10 protein-coding genes are annotated in these 17893 nt (G+C 71.4%); 8 read left to right on the top strand and 2 right to left on the bottom strand.

All coding sequences use genetic code 11. The features are described 5' to 3' along the window. Window positions 1-381: 381 nt before the first annotated feature. Entirely contained in the window at window positions 382-1815 is a 1434-nt protein-coding gene (gene hflX / locus OYE22_RS07090) for a GTPase HflX (protein ID WP_277324027.1), read from the top strand. A gap of 323 nt (window positions 1816-2138) precedes the next feature. On the opposite strand, the gene OYE22_RS07085 is transcribed toward hflX, so the two are convergent. Beyond that, the gene (locus tag OYE22_RS07085) at window positions 2139-3350 is read right to left on the bottom strand and encodes a hypothetical protein (protein WP_277319611.1); all 1212 of its coding nucleotides are present in this window, start codon (window positions 3348-3350) and stop codon (window positions 2139-2141) included. Between the two features lie 489 nt (window positions 3351-3839). On the opposite strand from OYE22_RS07085, the gene OYE22_RS07080 reads away from it, so the two are divergent. From OYE22_RS07080 to OYE22_RS07065, 4 genes are all read left to right on the top strand, one after another. Beyond that, window positions 3840-6152: an IucA/IucC family protein gene (locus OYE22_RS07080; protein WP_277319610.1), complete on the top strand. Its 2313-nt coding sequence runs from the start codon at window positions 3840-3842 to the stop codon at window positions 6150-6152. A gap of 24 nt (window positions 6153-6176) precedes the next feature. Continuing rightward, window positions 6177-7154, top strand: a complete 978-nt coding sequence (locus OYE22_RS07075) for a GNAT family N-acetyltransferase (protein WP_277319609.1) — start codon at window positions 6177-6179, stop codon at window positions 7152-7154. A 212-nt stretch (window positions 7155-7366) separates the two neighbouring features. After that, window positions 7367-9097 (top strand): IucA/IucC family protein, encoded by a 1731-nt coding sequence (locus OYE22_RS07070; RefSeq protein WP_277324026.1) that lies wholly within the window; start codon window positions 7367-7369, stop codon window positions 9095-9097. 38 nt (window positions 9098-9135) lie between these two features. Then, a complete protein-coding gene (locus OYE22_RS07065; protein WP_277319608.1) occupies window positions 9136-11193 on the top strand; it encodes an ATP-dependent DNA helicase in 2058 nt (685 codons plus the stop codon). A gap of 291 nt (window positions 11194-11484) precedes the next feature. Here the strand turns inward: OYE22_RS07065 and lexA are convergent, their stop codons facing one another. Then, window positions 11485-12273 carry a transcriptional repressor LexA gene (lexA, locus tag OYE22_RS07060; protein ID WP_176164485.1) on the bottom strand — a complete coding sequence of 263 codons (789 nt, stop codon included), beginning with the start codon at window positions 12271-12273 and terminating at the stop codon, window positions 11485-11487. A 643-nt stretch (window positions 12274-12916) separates the two neighbouring features. Between lexA and nrdR the strand changes: the two genes are divergently transcribed. From nrdR to OYE22_RS07045, 3 genes are all read left to right on the top strand, one after another. Further along, window positions 12917-13378, top strand: coding sequence for a transcriptional regulator NrdR (gene nrdR / locus OYE22_RS07055; protein WP_176166475.1), 462 nt, complete (start codon window positions 12917-12919; stop codon window positions 13376-13378). 112 nt (window positions 13379-13490) lie between these two features. Further along, window positions 13491-16346: a vitamin B12-dependent ribonucleotide reductase gene (locus OYE22_RS07050; protein ID WP_277319607.1), complete on the top strand. Its 2856-nt coding sequence runs from the start codon at window positions 13491-13493 to the stop codon at window positions 16344-16346. A 195-nt stretch (window positions 16347-16541) separates the two neighbouring features. Next, window positions 16542-17693 (top strand): hypothetical protein, encoded by a 1152-nt coding sequence (locus OYE22_RS07045; RefSeq protein WP_277319606.1) that lies wholly within the window; start codon window positions 16542-16544, stop codon window positions 17691-17693. Window positions 17694-17893 lie beyond the last annotated feature (200 nt).

Here is a 17893-nt window from a genome sequence, read left to right as displayed (position 1 = left end):
CGCACCGTGGCCGCAAGTAACGTTTCGTCGACGCGGCCGCCGCCAGCCCCGCGCCGACCGGTCAGCCGCGGGCCCCGCTCCAGTGCCACGTACGGCCCGCTCCGGCCTCGCTCCAGCGCCCCGTGCGGCCCGGCGGCCCCGCCCCGTGTAGCGGGACAGCGGACAAAACCCGGGTGACCCTCGCGACGGTGCGTGGGACCATCGATGTGTCGACGCGGTGGCGGCCCGGGAATCGTTCGGGCCGGTCGAGCGTTATCGACACTGACCGTTCTCGCACGACGTAAGGAACCAATGACAACCCCTTCCCAGCAGCAGTCGTTCCCCGCCGCGGATTCCTCGGACCGGCAGCGCCTTCCCGAGAACCTTCGGGCCGACGCCCTGATGGAAGAGGACGTTGCCTGGAGCTATGAGATCGACGAGGAGCGCGACGGCGAGCAGTACGACCGCTCCGAGCGGGCCGCCCTGCGTCGCGTGGCGGGCCTGTCCACCGAGCTGGAAGACGTCACCGAGGTCGAGTACCGGCAGCTTCGACTGGAGCGCGTGGTACTGGTCGGCGTCTGGACCTCCGGCACCATGGCGGACGCCGAGAACTCCCTCGCGGAGCTCGCGGCGCTCGCCGAGACGGCGGGTGCGTTGGTTCTCGACGGCGTCATCCAGCGTCGCCCCAAGCCCGACCCGGCCACCTACATCGGCTCCGGCAAGGCCCAGGAGCTGCGGGACATCGTGCTGGAGTCGGGCGCGGACACCGTCGTCTGCGACGGTGAACTCAGTCCCGGTCAGCTCATCCACCTCGAAGACGTCGTGAAGGTCAAGGTCGTTGACCGTACGGCGCTGATCCTCGACATCTTCGCCCAGCACGCCAAGTCGCGTGAGGGCAAGGCGCAGGTCGCGCTCGCGCAGATGCAGTACATGCTGCCGCGGCTGCGCGGTTGGGGTCAGTCGCTCTCCCGGCAGATGGGTGGCGGCGGCGGTGGCGGTATGGCCACCCGTGGTCCCGGTGAGACGAAGATCGAGACGGACCGGCGTCGCATTCGCGAGAAGATGGCGAAGATGCGCCGGGAGATCGCCGAGATGAAGACCGGCCGCGACATCAAGCGGCAGGAGCGCAAGCGCCACAAGGTGCCGTCCGTCGCCATCGCGGGCTACACCAACGCGGGCAAGTCGTCGCTGCTCAACCGCCTCACCGGCGCCGGGGTGCTGGTGGAGAACGCCCTGTTCGCCACCCTTGACCCGACGGTGCGCCGGGCCGAGACGCCCAGTGGCCGGCTCTACACCCTCGCCGACACCGTGGGATTCGTACGGCACCTGCCGCACCACCTCGTCGAGGCGTTCCGTTCCACGATGGAGGAGGTCGCGGACTCCGACCTGATCCTGCACGTGGTGGACGGCTCGCACCCGGCGCCGGAGGAGCAGTTGGCGGCCGTGCGTGAGGTGATCCGCGACGTGGGCGCCGTCGACGTGCCGGAGATCGTGGTGGTCAACAAGGCGGACGCGGCGGACCCCGTGGTGCTGCAACGGCTGCTGCGGATCGAGCCGCACGCGATCGCCGTGTCGGCGCGCTCCGGGCAGGGCCTCGCGGAACTGCTGGCGCTCATCGACGCGGAGCTGCCCAGGCCGAGCGTCGAGATCGAGGTGCTGGTGCCGTACACGCGCGGTGGTCTGGTCTCGCGTACGCACGCCGAGGGCGAGGTGATCTCCGAGGAGCACACGTCGGAGGGCACGTTGCTCAAGGCCCGGGTGCACGCGGAGCTGGCGGCGGAACTGCAGCCGTACGTGCCCGTGGGCTCCGTCGGCAACCCGACGATCATCGCCTGACCCGCGCCGCCCCGGCCTCCTCGGCTGACCCGCTTCACCGTCCCGGCTGGTCGGTGTCCTGAGTCGCAGCGCCGTAGCGTCGCGGTGTGAGGCCGGCACGCCGCCCGTCCCGGGCCGGCGAAGCGCGAGCCCGAGAGCACGTCGAGGGCCCGTTCCCTCCCCGAGTCAGTGGGGGAGGAAACGGGCCCTTAGTCGTATCCGTACGGCACTCAGCGGCTCGGCCGCGCCGGGCCGAAACGCGGGTCGGCCCGGCGCCGTGAACCCAGGCGCCGAGCCGACCGCGCCGGGCGCTCACCCCTGGGGTGCGTGCCCGGCGGTCGCGCTCACCGGCTGGCGAACTTCTTGCTCACCGCGTTGTAGACGCCCTTCGCCTCGTCGCCCAGGTGCGGGCCGGCCAGCCAGGTGGCGTTGGCCGGGCCTATCGAGGTGTTGGACACCAGGGCCGGCTGGCCGTCCTGGCCCTTGGCGACCCAGCCGCCACCGGACGAACCGGCGGTCATCCGGCAGCCGATGCGGTACATCGTCGGCTGCGCGGTGTCCAGCGAGAGCCGGCCCGGCTTGTCCGTGCACTGGTGCATGGACTGGCCGTCGAACGGCGGGGCCGCCGGATAGCCGGTGGCCGTCATGTCCGCGATCGACTTCACCGGCGGGGCGTTGAACTCGACCGGCAGCGCACCGCCGACGGTCTCCTCAAGCGACTTGCCACCGCCGTCCTCCGGCTTGACCTTCAGCACGGCGAAGTCGTACGGCGCGCCCTGGCCACCCACCTTGGCACCCCGCTCGATCCACTGGTCGGAGGTCTGCGCCCACTCGGCCCACCACAGGCCCTTCGGCGCGATCTGCTCCTTGGGCGCGTTCTCCAACTCCGCCGCCGACAAGCCGCTGTCGTTGTACGAGGGCACGAACATGACGTTGCGGTACCAGCCGCCGCCCTTGCCCGCGTGCACACAGTGGCCCGCGGTCCACACCATGTTGGACTTGCCCGGGTTCGCCGGGTCCTTCACCACGGTCGCGGAGCAGACCATCGAGCCCTCGGGACCGTCGAAGAAGACCTTCCCAGCCTGCGGCGCGTTCGCGCTGTACGGGGTCTGCACCTGCTGCGCGTCCACCGGCTGCGGCTCGGGGTCGGTCACGCCCTGGTCGTCGGCGATGTCGTCCTCAACCGGCTGGTCGGGCTCCTCGGCGTCCTTCATCCGGTCCGAGTCCCACAGGTCCTCGATGATGGGGTTGATGAAGTCGCCTGCCTCGCGCAGCCACTCCTTGTCGAAGTCCTTCCAGGCCCCGTCCTTCCACTTGTCCAGGTCGAGGCCGAGGTCCTTGAGCTTGTCGTTCAGGTCGCTCGGCAGCGCCAGCTCGTTCGACCCCTGCTCGGCGGACGAACTCGGGGTGGAGCTGCCCTCGTCGTCCGAGGGGCCACAGGAGGCGACGGTGAGCGCCAGGACGGCGGTCAGGGCCGCCACGGTCAGCGCGGACGAGGAGTTCCGGGCGCGCGATGGCCGCCGCTTGCCGCGCTGGCGAGAGCTGGATGGACGCATGGATGGCATGGGTGGAACTCCCCCTGGAATGTTCGGGCTGCTCGGTAAGCGACTACAAGCGATCTGTATGTGTCATGTACCGCCCTGGCGGAGGGCGGCCCCCCACTATGCCGGTGCCGCGTACGACGGCCGAACGCGGGTCCCCGGTTCCGCGACGTCAGGGATCTGCCACCGAACCGTGATTCGGCGCCGCCCGCGTCGTTGGTAGGTACGGCGCGCCCCGCCCACCGCCCAAGGCCGCCATCGCCCAGCACCGGCGCCACCCCGAACGCCCCGCCACGCCCACGACCCCCACTCCGCACCGTTGCCGCGCCGTCGCCGTAACGGTGCCCGGCGGTCGATGGCCGAAGCCCCGACGGCGACGGTGCGCCGAGCAAGCCCCCGCACACCCGCGATGCCCAGGCCCTGGGCGCATCCCGCACGGCCAGCCGACGAAGGAGGAAGGCGCATACCGCGGGCCCAGCGCCCCCGTCACGCGCCGCACATCGCATGAATCCAGTTTCCGGAGCCGACGCGCTGTCGGGCGCTCTCGCCCCGTTCGTCCCCGAACAGGCCCGCCGTGGCCACGGGGTCACTTCCGCCGGGCGCGTCTCCCTCTCCTCCGACCCGCTGGACCACGCCGACCCGCACATCGCGGCCGACGTGTCGGCCGTCGAGAACCTGCTGCGGTGCTGGGTGCGCGAGACGAACACGGTGGCGCCCGAGGGTGACGTGCTGTGGCTTCCGCTCGCGGCCAGCGGCCTCGCCCTCCTCGTCCCCGTGACCTACTGGTCGGCGACCGGCTGGCACCGCTTCGGCCGCCCCGCCCTGGTGGGCGGCCCCACCGACGCCCCGGCCGTGGACGCCCCCACCCTGGCCGCGCTACTCAGCCGGGAGGCCGCCTACGGGGCCGCCCGCCGTGCCGCTCCGCCGCGTGGCGGCGCGCCGCTTGGCGGCACCGGTTCGGGGGCCGGCCCGGAGGCCGGCTCGCTCCCCGGCGGCCCGGCGCCGTGGACCACGAGGCCGCCGGGCTCGGCGGAGGTGGCACTTCCCGGGGACGGTGCCGGCGAGGTCGACCGTGCCCACCGCGGGGCGGCACCGGACGACGCTCTCGACCCGGGGGAGGAGGAGGTCTACCCGGTCGAGGGCGCGCAGGGCAGCGCGTACGGAGGCGATGGCGCACCCCCCGGCGCGTACGACACGACCGGCGCGCTGGACAGCGCCTACGGCGCCGTCGACGGCGTCGCCGACGCCACGGCCGCCCTCGCCGACGCGTTCAGCGCCGAGCACGCGGCGGCGTACGGACCGGGGGAGGAGGCCGACGGGGCGGCGTACGGGGCGGCGGAGGTCGCGGCCGGGGGCAGCGCCGAACTCGTGGGCCGGGTCGCGGACTCAGTGCGGCGCACCGCCGCCTTCCTCGCCGGTCGCCGCGCCGCCCCGGGCGACCCCGGCACGAGCGGCGCCTTCCTCAACGGCGAGCAGTCGCTCCTGTTCGGCCACCCGTTGCACCCCACGCCCAAGAGCCGCGACGGGCTCTCCGAGGCGGAGGCCCGGGCGTACTCGCCCGAACTGCGCGGTTCGTTTCCGCTGCACTGGTTGGCCGTGCGCCCCTCCGTACTCGCCGCCGACTCGGCCTGGACCGAGCGCGGCCGCACCGTGCCCGCCGAGCGGCTCGTCACCCTGATCGCCGGCGCGCTGCCGACGCTGCCCGACGGCATGGTCCCCCTGCCGCTGCACCCCTGGCAGGCGCACGAGATCCGGCACCGCAGCGCCGTGCGGGCCCTGACCGACGCGGGGCTGGTACGCGACCTCGGCCCGGCCGGCGAACCCTGGCACCCCACGTCGTCGGTGCGCACCGTCTACCGCCCCGCCGGGCGCGCCATGCTCAAGCTCTCCCTCGGGCTACGCATCACCAACTCCCGCCGCGAGAACCTCCGCAAGGAACTGCTGCGCGGCGTCGAGGTACACCGGTTGCTACGGAGCGGCCTGGCCAAGGAGTGGCGGGCCGCCTGCCCGGGCAAGCCAGGCTTCGACATCGTCCGCGACCCCGCCTGGCTCGCCGTCGACGGGCTCGACGGCGAGCCCGTGACCGGCGTGGACGTCATCATCCGGCACAACCCCATCGCGATCGACGACGACGTGGTGTGCCTCGCGGGGCTCGTCTCGCCCCGCCCGTGGCCGGGGCAGCGGGCGCTGCGCTCGCGGCTGGCCTCCCTCGTCACGCGGCTGGCCGCCCGCACCGGCCGATCCGTCGGCGCCGTGTCGACGGAGTGGTTCCTGCGTTACCTGCACACCGTCGTCTGGCCGCTCCTGTGGCTGGACGGGGCGGCCGGCGTCGCGCTCGAAGCCCATCAGCAGAACACCCTCATCCACCTCGACGCCGACGGCTGGCCCGTCGGCGGCCGCTACCGCGACAACCAGGGCTACTACTTCCGCGAGTCCCGGCGTACGGAACTCGACCACCGGCTGCCCGGCATCGGCGCGGCCAGCGACACGTTCGTCTCCGACGCCGTCGCCGACGAACGCTTCGCCTACTACCTGGGCGTCAACAACGTGCTCGGCCTCATCGGCGCGTTCGGCGCCCAGCGGCTCGGCGACGAGCCCCTGCTGCTCGCCGCCTTCCGCCGCTTCCTGCGCGAGGCCAGCCGCCAACCCGTCGCGTCCCGCTCCTCCCTGCCGGCCCGACTCCTGGAAGCGCCCACCCTGCGCTGCAAGGCCAACCTGCTCACCCGGCTACACGGCCTGGACGAACTGGTCGGGCCGGTGGACACGCAGTCCGTCTACGTCACCATCGCCAACCCCGTCGTCACCTCCACCCCCTGACCACTCCGCGAAACGCGAACCGCCATGACCCCCACCGATCCCGCGCCCGACCCCGACGCCACCACCGGCCCCGGCGGCGGGCGCGGACCCGCCCCCTCCCCAGCCCCCTCCCCGGCCCCCTGCGCGTCCGATCCCGCAGCCGCCCCCGCCCCCGGTGGGGAAGGCCCGACCGCCCCGCAACGCACCGCCCCTCCGGAGCACGCCTGCGACGACACCGTCGATCTCTGGCTCACCGCACTCCACGAGACTCCGTCCCCCGCCGGAGCCGCGTCCTCCGACTCGTACCCCCAACCCGTCGACGGTCGCTGGACGGGAGAGGTGGGCCCGGCCGCCCCTCACGCGTACGCATCCGGCCCCGGGCCGGCCGCCCACGCGGTAGCGGCGCGCTCCGGCCCGGCCCGGCGCTCGGCACCGTCGCCGCCCCCCACGGCCGGCCTCATCGGCGACGTCGAACGCTGGGGGCCGGCCACCACGCCCTTCGGCGTCTTCTCGCTCCTGCCGGTCTCCATCCAGCGGGACCTGCCGCTCCTCACCCGGTGGATGAACGATCCGTCGGTGGCCGCCTTCTGGGAGCTCGCCGGGCCCGAGCACGTCACCGAGCACCACCTGCGGGCCCAACTCGACGGGGACGGGCGCAGCCTGCCCTGCCTCGGCGTGCTCGACGGTGTGCCCATCGGTTACTGGGAGGTCTACCGCGCCGACCTGGACCCGCTGGCCCGCCACTACCCGGCCCGCCCGCACGACACCGGCCTCCACCTGTTGATCGGCGGCGTGGCGGACCGGGGCCGGGGCATCGGCACGGCCCTGCTCCGCGCGGTCGCCGACCTCGTGTTGGACCACCGGCCCGACTGTGGCCGCGTGATCGCCGAGCCCGACCTGCGTAACACCCCCTCCATCGCGGCCTTCCTCGGCGCCGGTTTCCGCTTCGGCGCCGAGGTGGCCCTCCCCGGCAAGCGCGCGGCCCTGATGGTTCGGGACCGGGCGCTACGCCACCTCCTGTGACCTCCGGCACCGAGGAGCCCACCGTGCGACCTTCACCGCAGCCGCAGCCGCAGCCGCAGCCGCAGCCGCAGCCGCAGCCGCAGCCGCAGCCGCATTCGCAGTCCGCGCAGCCGCCCCGCCCCCGCTCGGCCGCAGGGCCACCCGACCGACCCGAACCGGCCCAGCCCGCGGCCTCACCGCAGGCCGACGCCTGGCAGCGCGCCGGCCGGCGGATGCTGGCCAAGATGCTCGCCGAGTTCGCCTACGAGGGCGTGCTGTCCCCCGAGCCCGACACCGAGGCCCCCGCTCCGCCCCCTGTCGGAGCGGAACCGGTGGCGTACCGCCTCCCGGAGGTGGACGGCGTGACCTATCGCTTCCGCGCCCGCCGCGGCGCGTACGGTCACTGGATCGTCGACCCCGACTCCGTCACCCCCTGTACCGACCCGCTGCGCTTCCTCGCCCGCGCCCACCACGAACTGCTCGGCCTCAGCGGAGACACCACCGGGCACCTGCTCCGCGAGCTCACCGCCACCCTCGCCGCAGACGTGCGCCTGGACACGGACGCCCTGACCGCCGCCGACCTGGCCGACCTCGACTACGCCGATCTCGAAGGCCACCAGACCGGCCATCCCTGGCTCGTGGCCAACAAGGGCCGCCTGGGATTCTCGGCCGCCGACGCCGCCCACTGGGCTCCCGAGGCCCGTCATGCCCACCTCCTTCCCTGGCTGGCCGTCCGGCGCGGCCTTGCCCACTACCGAGGGGTGCCCGCACTCGCCACCCCCGACCAGCTCTACCGCGAGGAACTCGACGCCCCCACACGCGCCACCTTCCGTCGCACCCTCACCGAACACGGCCGGAACCCGGCCGACTACCTCCTGCTCCCCGTCCACCCCTGGCAGTGGGACGAGGTGGTAGCCCCCCTCTTCGCCCCGCAGATCGCCGACGGGAGCATCATCCCCCTCCCCACTGACAACGCCCGCCGACTGCCCCAGCAGTCCATCCGGACCTTCCTCAACGTCACCCGCCCCGAGGCACGCACCGTCAAGCTCCCGCTCTCCGTCCTCAACACCCTGGTCTGGCGCGGGCTTCCCACCGAACGCACGCTCGCCGCACCGGCCGTCACCGCCTGGGTGCACGGGCTCCGCGACGCCGATCCGTTTCTGCGCGACGAGACCCGGGTGATCCTGCTCGGCGAGACCGCGTCCGTCACCGTCGAGCACCCGCTCTACGACCGCCTGCCCGGCGTGCCCTACCAGTACCGGGAGTTGCTGGGCTGCATCTGGCGCGAACCGCTGGCGCCCCAGCTCGACCCGGGGGAGCGCGCACGCACCCTGGCCGCGCTGTTGCACACCGATGCGCGGGGGCGCGCCTTCACCGCCGAACTGGTCGCGCGCTCCGGGCTCGCCCCGAGCACCTGGCTGCGCCGCCTGTTCGCCGCCCTGCTGCCGCCGTTACTGCGCTTCCTGTACCGCTACGGAACGGTGTTCTCCCCGCACGGCGAGAACACCGTCGTCGTCTTCGACGAGCGGGACGTACCGGTCCGTCTCGCGATCAAGGACTTCGTCGACGACATCAACGTCAGCGCCCAGCCGCTCCCGGAACTCGCCTCCATGCCGGCTGACGTGCGGCGGGTGCTGCTCAGCGAGCCGCCCGGATTCCTCACCCAGTTCATCCACTCCGGCCTCTTCGTGGGCGTCTTCCGCTACCTGGCGCCCCTGTGCGCGGACCAACTCGACGTACCCGAGCGGCAGTTCTGGTCGCTCGTGCGGCGCGAAATCCTCCGCCACCACCGGCGCTTCCCCGACCTCGTGGCGCGGTACGAGATGTTCGACCTGCTCACCCCGTCCATCGAGCGGCTGTGCCTGAACCGCAACCGGCTGCATCTGGACGGCTACCGGGACCGCCCCCACCGCCCCCACGCCGCCGTGGACGGCTTCGTGCCCAACCCGCTGCACGGTTCGTGACCGGCACTGTCAGTGGCGCCCCTTAGGCTGGCTTTCCTATGACTCCTTCGCCTTCACCGTCTCTCACCGACCTGCTGCACGCCGCCGTGACCGCCGTCGGCGGCGCGGAGCGCCCCGGGCAGGTCAGCATGGCCCAAGCCGTCGCCGAGGCCATCGGCGCGACCCGGTTCATCGACCAGGACGACGGTGGGGGTGAGACGAAGGGCGAGCACGCGCACCTGCTCGTTCAGGCGGGGACGGGGACGGGGAAGTCGCTCGGCTACCTGGTGCCCGCCATCGCCCACGGCGAGCGCGTGGTGATCGCCACCGCGACCCTCGCGCTCCAGCGCCAGCTCGTGGAGCGCGACCTGCCGCGCACGGTCGACGCGCTGCACCCGCTGCTCCGCCGCCGCCCCGAGTTCGCCATGCTCAAGGGCCGGTCCAACTACCTGTGCCTGCACCGGCTGCACGAGGGCGTGCCGCACGAGGAGGAGGACGGGCTCTTCGACCCGTTCGAGGCCGCCGCATCGCTTCCCGGTCAGGCCACCAGCAAGCTGGGCAAAGACCTGCTGCGGCTGCGCGACTGGGCGGACGAGACGGAGACCGGCGACCGGGACGACATGACGCCCGGCGTCTCGGACCGCGCCTGGGGCCAGGTCTCCGTCTCCTCGCGCGAGTGCCTGGGCGCGTCGAAGTGCACCTACGGCGCGGACTGCTTCGCCGAGGCGGCCCGCGAGCGCGCCAAGCTCTCCGACGTCATCGTGACCAACCACGCGCTGCTGGCCATCGACGCCATCGAGGGCGCCCCCGTGCTCCCCGGACACGAGGTGTTGATCATCGACGAGGCACACGAGCTGGTGTCCCGTGTCACCGGCGCGGCGACCGGCGAGCTGACCCCGGGCCAGGTCAACCGCGCCGTCCGGCGGGCCGCGAAGCTCGTCAACGAGAAGGCGGCGGACGCCCTGCAGACGGCCGCCGAGAGCTTCGAACGGCTTATGGAGCTGGCTCTCCCGGGCCGTCTGGAAGAGATCCCCGAGGACCTCGGTTACGCGTTGATGGCGCTGCGTGACGCGTCCCGCACGGTGATCTCGGCCATCGGCAGCACCCGCGACAAGTCGATGCAGGACGAGGACGCGGTCCGCAAACAGGCCCTGGCCTCGGTGGAGAACGTGCACGCGGTCGCGGAGCGCATCGTGGAGGGCTCCGAGTACGACGTGGTGTGGTACGAGCGGCACGACAGGTTCGGCGCGTCGCTGCGGGTCGCGCCGATGTCCGTCTCCGGGCTGCTGCGCGAGAAGCTCTTCAACGAGCGTTCCGTGGTGCTCACCTCGGCCACGCTCAAGCTGGGCGGCGACTTCAACGGCGTGGGCGCCTCGCTCGGCCTCGCCCCGGAGGGCATGGCGGAGAAGGCCGGCGCGAACGACCCGACCATGCCGCGCTGGAAGGGCCTGGACGTCGGCTCGCCGTTCGACTACCGCAAGCAGGGCATTCTCTACGTGGCCCAGCACCTGGCCCAGCCGGGGCGGGAGGCCGGCCGGGCCGACATGCTCGATGAGCTGACCGAACTGGTCCAGGCGGCTGGCGGGCGCACGCTGGGCCTCTTCTCCTCCATGCGGGCAGCGCAGACCGCGGCCGAGGAACTGCGCGGCCGGTTGGACACGCCGATCCTGCTGCAGGGCGAGGAGACGCTGGGCGAGCTGATCCGCGCCTTCGCCGCCGACCCGCAGACCTGCTTGTTCGGCACGCTCTCCCTCTGGCAGGGCGTCGACGTGCCGGGGCCGAGCTGCCAGTTGGTCGTGATGGACCGGATTCCCTTCCCGCGCCCCGACGACCCGCTGATGAGCGCCCGCCAGAAGGCGGTCGAGGAGGCCGGGGGCAACGGCTTCATGGCGGTCGCGGCGACGCACGCGGCGCTCCTGATGGCACAGGGGGCCGGCCGCCTGGTCCGCGCCTCGGGGGACCGTGGCGTGGTGGCGGTCCTTGACCCCCGGCTGGCCAAGGCCAGGTACGGGAGCTTCCTGCGGTCCTCGATGCCGGACTTCTGGTACACCACTGACCGCAACCAGGCCCGCCGCTCACTGGCCGCCATCGACGCCGCGGCGAAGGCCAGCGAGTAGGGCGGCGACCCAGCACAGTCGGGTGGGGGTGGGCTCCCGTTGTGGAGCCCACCCCCACCCGAGCGGTGTACGTACGTCTCGAAGCCCGGGCTCGTCGCAGGTGGCGTGCCCGAAGCAGTGAAGCTGGACCGTACGGAGTGCCGGGCTGCGCGGCCCAGGCCCTGGTCGCGCTTTGGCGGCCCTCCGTAGCAGCCGGTCCACGTCACGTCGCACGAGCGCAGCACAGGGAGAACCGGAGCGAGGCAGCCCCGGAACCGGCGCAGTGGTCCCGGGGCCGGTCGTGAGAGGCGGTCAGACCCGGCGCAGTACCGCCACTACCTTGCCGAGGATCGTGGCCTCGTCGCCGGGAATCGGTTGATACGCGGCGTTGTGCGGGAGCAACCAGACGTGACCGTCCTCGCGCTTGAACCGCTTGACGGTGGCTTCGCCGTCGAGCATCGCGGCGACGATGTCCCCGTTCTCGGCCACCGGCTGCCGGCGGACGGTGACCCAGTCCCCGTCACAGATGGCCGCCTCGACCATGGAGTCACCGACCACCTTGAGCACGAACAACTCGCCGTCGCCGACGAGTTGCCGGGGGAGCGGGAAGACGTCCTCGACCGACTCTTCGGCGAGGATCGGCCCACCGGCGGCGATGCGCCCCACGAGCGGTACGTACGAGGCGGCGGGCTTGCCCGCGGTGTCCGCGGGTGGCGTCGCGCTGGGCTGGTCGGAGCCACGGACCTCGTAGGCGCGCGGCCGGTGCGGGTCTCGGCGCAGAAACCCCTTGCGTTCGAGCGCCATGAGCTGGTGGGCGACGGACGAGGTGCTGGAGAGCCCCACGGCCTGCCCGATCTCCCGCATGGACGGCGGGTAACCGCGTCGCTGCACGGAGTCGCGAATCACCTCGATGACGCGCCGCTGCCGATCGGTCAGCCCCGAGCTGTCCGCGCGGATTCCGGGAGGTCGGCCGGGTAGCGAGCGGCCTGGCCGCTGCCCCTCTGGATGTGTGATGGCGTCATTCATCGTGTGTGCCGATTCGAGTCGGTTCCGGGAGCGGTCCTGGGCGGTGATGGTGGCGCTGTCGGCGGTGGTGGTCACGTCGGCCCCTCTCGATATGTTCTCCCTAGTTAGCCAACGGTAGTTGCTTTCGAAAGGTTGCGCCAAACACACGTTCGAGTGAAAATCCGCAGATTAGCTGACGTGATCACGAAGCTTCGTGTATGAGGCGGGGAGTGATTTCGGGCCATCACGGTACCGCTCCCCGTGGCGCCAGCTCGTGGCGGGGCGGCCCTTCCCTGCGCGTCCGCGGCCGTGACCGTGGGTAATCGCAGGCCAGTCCGCCCGGCTCCGCCGGCATCCGCCTCGCGCGCGGCTAGAGCGGCCGTTGCGGGGTGGGTGGCCCTGACTGGGGCCCGGGTCCGCGCGCGAGGGCGCGCGGGTGAGGGGCTGTGCCGCGCCCAGTGTGCCACTCGCGCCCCCCTGGCTTCGCGCCCGCCCGTCTTCCCGTACCCTCATGGCTGCCGCGGTGCTGTGACACGCCGCGCCAAAGGTTGACGGCCCGCCACCAGATCTAGTGGTTTGATGGGTGCCGGTTGCCCATAGGTTGTGGTCCCGGGTGAATCGCCGCGGAGGTCTTCGCCTATGCTGGGGACCGCGTCGACAGCCCCACCAGCGGGCCTGTCGACACCATGGACGCTGGGATTCGTACGCCGTTTTTCAGGGCGAGAAGGGTGAGGGAGTCATGCACTGCCCCTTCTGTAGGCATCCCGACAGCCGCGTGGTCGACAGTCGCACCACCGATGACGGCTGCTCGATCCGTAGGCGCCGGCAGTGCCCCGACTGCTCCCGCCGGTTCACCACCGTGGAGACGGCGTCACTCATGGTGATCAAGCGCAGCGGGGTCACCGAGCCCTTCCGGCGCGACAAGGTCATCTCCGGAGTGCGCAAGGCGTGCCAGGGGCGGCCTGTCACCGAGGACGCCCTCGCCCAACTCGGCCAACGGGTCGAGGAGGCGGTTCGCGCCACCGGTAGTGCCGAGCTGACCACGCACGACGTCGGGCTGGCCATACTCGGGCCGCTGCGCGAGCTGGACCTCGTCGCCTATCTGCGCTTCGCCAGCGTGTACCAGGCCTTCGAGTCGCTTGAGGACTTCGAGGCCGCGGTCGCCGAGCTGCGCGACGGGGCGGCCCGCGCCGCCGACTAGCGGCCACACACATACGTGCCCGGGGCGCTCCGCGTGCCCGGGCGACAGACAGGCATTGCGCCATGGAACAAACTGGCGCAATAGGGCGTTTTGCCCGTATCAGGGAGGCGGAATGACAGAGACGACGAGCGGTCCGGCACGAGGTTCCCGCTCCAAGGGAAGCAAGGCCAACAAGGGCCTGCGTATCGAGCGCGTCCACACCGCCCCCGGGGTGCACCCGTACGACGAGGTGGTGTGGGAGCGCCGAGACGTCGTCATGACCAACTGGCGCGACGGCTCGGTCAACTTCGAGCAGCGTGGCGTCGAGTTCCCCGACTTCTGGTCGGTGAACGCGGTCAACATCGTCACCAGCAAGTACTTCCGCGGCGCGGTCGGCTCTCCGGGCCGCGAGTCGAGCCTGAAGCAGCTCATCGACCGCGTGGTCCACACGTACCGCAAGGCCGGTGAGGACCACGGCTACTTCGCCTCCCCGGCCGACGCCGAGATCTTCGAGCACGAGCTGACGTACGCCCTGCTGCACCAGGTGTTCTCGTTCAACTCGCCGGTCTGGTTCAACGTCGGAACCAAGCAGCCGCAGCAGGTCAGCGCCTGCTTCATCCTCTCCGTCGACGACTCCATGGAGTCGATCCTCGACTGGTACAAGGAAGAGGGGATGATCTTCAAGGGCGGTTCCGGCGCGGGCCTGAACCTCAGCCGCATCCGCTCCAGCAAGGAACTGCTCTCCTCGGGCGGCAACGCCTCGGGCCCCGTCTCGTTCATGCGCGGCGCGGACGCCTCGGCGGGAACGATCAAGTCGGGTGGCGCCACCCGGCGCGCGGCCAAGATGGTCGTCCTGGACGTCGACCACCCCGACGTCGAAGCCTTCATCGAGACCAAGGTGAAGGAAGAGGAGAAGGTCCGCGCGCTGCGTGACGCCGGCTTCGACATGGACCTGGGCGGCGACGACATCACCTCCGTCCAGTACCAGAACGCCAACAACTCGGTCCGCGTCAACGACGAGTTCATGCGCGCCGTCGAGGCGGGCAGCTCGTTCGGGCTGCGCGCCCGGATGACCGGCGAGGTCATCGACGAGGTCGACGCCAAGGGGCTGTTCCGGAAGATGGCGGAGGCCGCCTGGGCCTGCGCCGACCCCGGCATCCAGTACGACGACACCATCAACCACTGGCACACCTCGCCGGAGTCGGGTCGGATCACCGCCTCCAACCCGTGCAGCGAGTACATGCACCTGGACAACTCCTCGTGCAACCTCGCCTCGCTCAACCTCATGAAGTTCCTGCGCGACGACGACCAGGGCAACCAGTCCTTCGACGCCGAACGCTTCGCGAAGGTCGTAGAGCTCGTCATCACCGCGATGGACATCTCCATCTGCTTCGCGGACTTCCCGACCCAGAAGATCGGCGAGACGACGCGGGCCTTCCGTCAGCTCGGCATCGGCTACGCCAACCTCGGCGCGCTCCTCATGGCCACCGGCCACGCGTACGACAGCGACGGCGGTCGTGCCCTGGCCGGTGCCATCACTTCGCTGATGACCGGCACCTCCTACCGGCGCTCCGCGGAGCTGGCCGCGGTCGTGGGCCCGTACGAGGGGTACGCGCGCAACGCCGACGCCCACAAGCGCGTCATGAAGCAGCACTCCGACGCCAACGGCGCCGCCAAGCGCATGGACGACCTGGACACGCCGGTGTGGGCCGCGGCGACGGAGGCGTGGCAGGACGTCATCCGGCTCGGCGACAAGAACGGTTTCCGCAACGCCCAGGCGTCGGTGCTCGCCCCGACCGGCACCATCGGCCTGATGATGGACTGCGACACCACCGGTGTCGAGCCCGACCTGGCGCTGGTCAAGTTCAAGAAGCTGGTCGGCGGCGGCTCCATGCAGATCGTGAACAACACGGTCCCCAAGGCGCTGAAGCGGCTCGGCTACCAGCCGGAGCAGGTCGAGGCGATCGTGAGCTACATCGCCGAGCACGGGAATGTCGTCGACGCCCCGGGGCTGCGCCACGAGCACTACGAGGTGTTCGACTGCGCGATGGGCGAGCGGGCCATCTCGGCCATGGGACACGTCCGGATGATGGCGGCGGCCCAGCCGTTCCTGTCCGGCGCGATCTCCAAGACCGTGAACCTGCCCGAGTCGGCCACGGTCGAAGAGGTCGAGGAGGTGTACTTTGAGGGCTGGAAGCTCGGCCTGAAGGCGCTGGCGATCTACCGCGACAACTGCAAGGTCGGCCAGCCGCTGTCGGCGAAGAAGAAGGAAGAGAAGGCCAAGGCCGAGCCGGAGCCGGAGAAGGTCGTCGAGTACCGCCCGGTGCGCAACCGCCTCCCCAAGGGGCGTCCCGGCATCACGACCTCCTTCACGGTCGGCGGCGCCGAGGGCTACATGACCGCCAACTCCTACCCGGACGACGGGCTGGGCGAGGTCTTCCTCAAGATGTCCAAGCAGGGCTCGACCCTCGCTGGAATGATGGACGCCTTCTCCATCGCCGTCTCGGTCGGCCTGCAGTACGGCGTGCCGCTGGAGACCTACGTCTCCAAGTTCACCAACATGCGCTTCGAGCCCGCCGGCATGACCGACGACCCGGACGTGCGGATGGCGCAGTCGATCGTTGACTACATCTTCCGTCGCCTGGCGCTGGACTTCCTGCCGTTCGAGACCCGCTCGGCGCTCGGCATCCACTCCGCCGAGGAGCGCCAGCGCCACCTGGACACCGGTTCGTACGAGGCCAGTGACGACGAGGTGGACGTGGAGGGTCTGGCGCAGTCGGCTCCGCGCCAGCTCGCCGCCCCGAAGCAGGCCGAGCGCAAGGTGGAGGTACCGGCGCCCAAGCAGGCGCACAACTCCACGGAGCTGGTGGAGATGCAGCTCGGACTCAACGCGGACGCCCCGCTGTGCTTCTCCTGCGGGACGAAGATGCGCCGAGCGGGGAGCTGCTACCTGTGCGAGGGCTGCGGCTCGACGAGCGGTTGCAGCTAACTCCGGGCCTCGCTGAGGCGTGGATTGCCTGATCATGGCGGTGGAGCCGGCTTGCGGCTCCACCGCCTTCGGCGATCCCGACGCTCGGCTGATGCGCTTGACGCAACGTGTCGGCGCGTAAAGGGCTTGTCGCCGCGACTGCCGCCGTGGCACTCTTCGGGCCATGATCAAGAGAATCGAGTCCTCCGTCCGCCGATGAGCGGGACGACCGGGACGGGGCTGCCCGGATCGCCGACAACACTGTTCGACCATGCCCTCCGGCTGCATGAGCTGGCTCCGACGGAGCCGCTGCACCGCGATGGGGAGCCATACCCCGACGACGGGGCGCACCGTCATCGGAAGGGCCCGCGAGCACCTGGTGACCGGCGCTCGGCCGGCAAGGACGCGGCGCGCATCCTCGACACACATTTCGCGCGGGCCTCCTCCCTTCCCGATGAACTGGCCGACGCCTTTCACGACATTTACATCCCTATACACCCCAACGAACACATCGCTACCGCAGCCGGGCGGGCGGACAGAGAGCGCGTTCGCCATACGGGCCGCTGGCTGGTCCGACACGGCGCCGACCGGTGCTCGGCCACCGTGGGACTGGCCCTGCTCGCTGCCGTGGGAGCAGCCGACGACATCCCGTTGATTCAAACGATCGGTCTGCTGTCCAACCACTTCGGGCCACTGGCGGCGCACGCGCTTGAAAGTCAACCGGGCGGCACACAGGCCCTGCTCTGGCTCGCTGAGCGAGTCACCGGCTGGGGGCGTGTCTACGTCGTCGAGGCTCTGTGCAGGCTCGACGACCCGGCCGCACGACCGTGGTTGCTTCGCAGGGCCTGCGACGGCGACTTCCTCAACGGATACTTCGCCGGCAAGGTCGCCACGGTCGTCAGACTCCATGAGGCGCTCGCAGCCCCCGAAATCGACAGCGAGGTGATCGACCACATCGGTCGGCTGCTCCACTGCATGAGCGACTGCGGGGGAATGGGGCTCACCCTCGCTCACTACCCCCATGCGAGGGTGGTCCTGGAAGCTCATGCTCGCCACGTGGGTTCGCTCAGCCCGACCACGAAGCGCTACTTCACGGTCGCGCTGCTCACCCAGCACCTGACTACGGAGCCTCCTGAGGCCGCGGGGTGCTCTGTGGCTGAGCAGAAAGCGATCCGGGCGAGCTACCGCGAAGTCCTGGACCGAGCGGAGTGGACCCGGACGGCACGCGCCGGTCTCGCGGCGGATGACGGCCGGATGCGGTGGCTCGCCGACCACAGGGCGCCGCAGCTCAGGTTGCGTGCGTTCCCCGATCGCGAGCCGGATGTCGGGCAACAGGGCGTGCCAGGCGTACGCGATCTCCGTCAGTAGCCTCGCGACAGCGCGGACGACGAGCGGTACCGATCGGCGCCCGGGCCGAGGTCGCCTACGTCTGCCATGGCGGGGGCCGGCGGTGCGCCGGCCCCCGCCTCCGCGTTCCTCGACCGCCGCCCGGGCGGGGAGCACCCCGCCCGGCCGCTGAGTGGCGTTTGGGAGGATGTCTACCGTGCAGCGGACAAGCGCAGGTCGGA

It is taken from the genome of Streptomyces sp. 71268, assembly GCF_029392895.1.
Lineage (GTDB): Bacteria > Actinomycetota > Actinomycetes > Streptomycetales > Streptomycetaceae > Streptomyces.
This window is presented reverse-complemented; position numbering and strand designations above follow the sequence as displayed.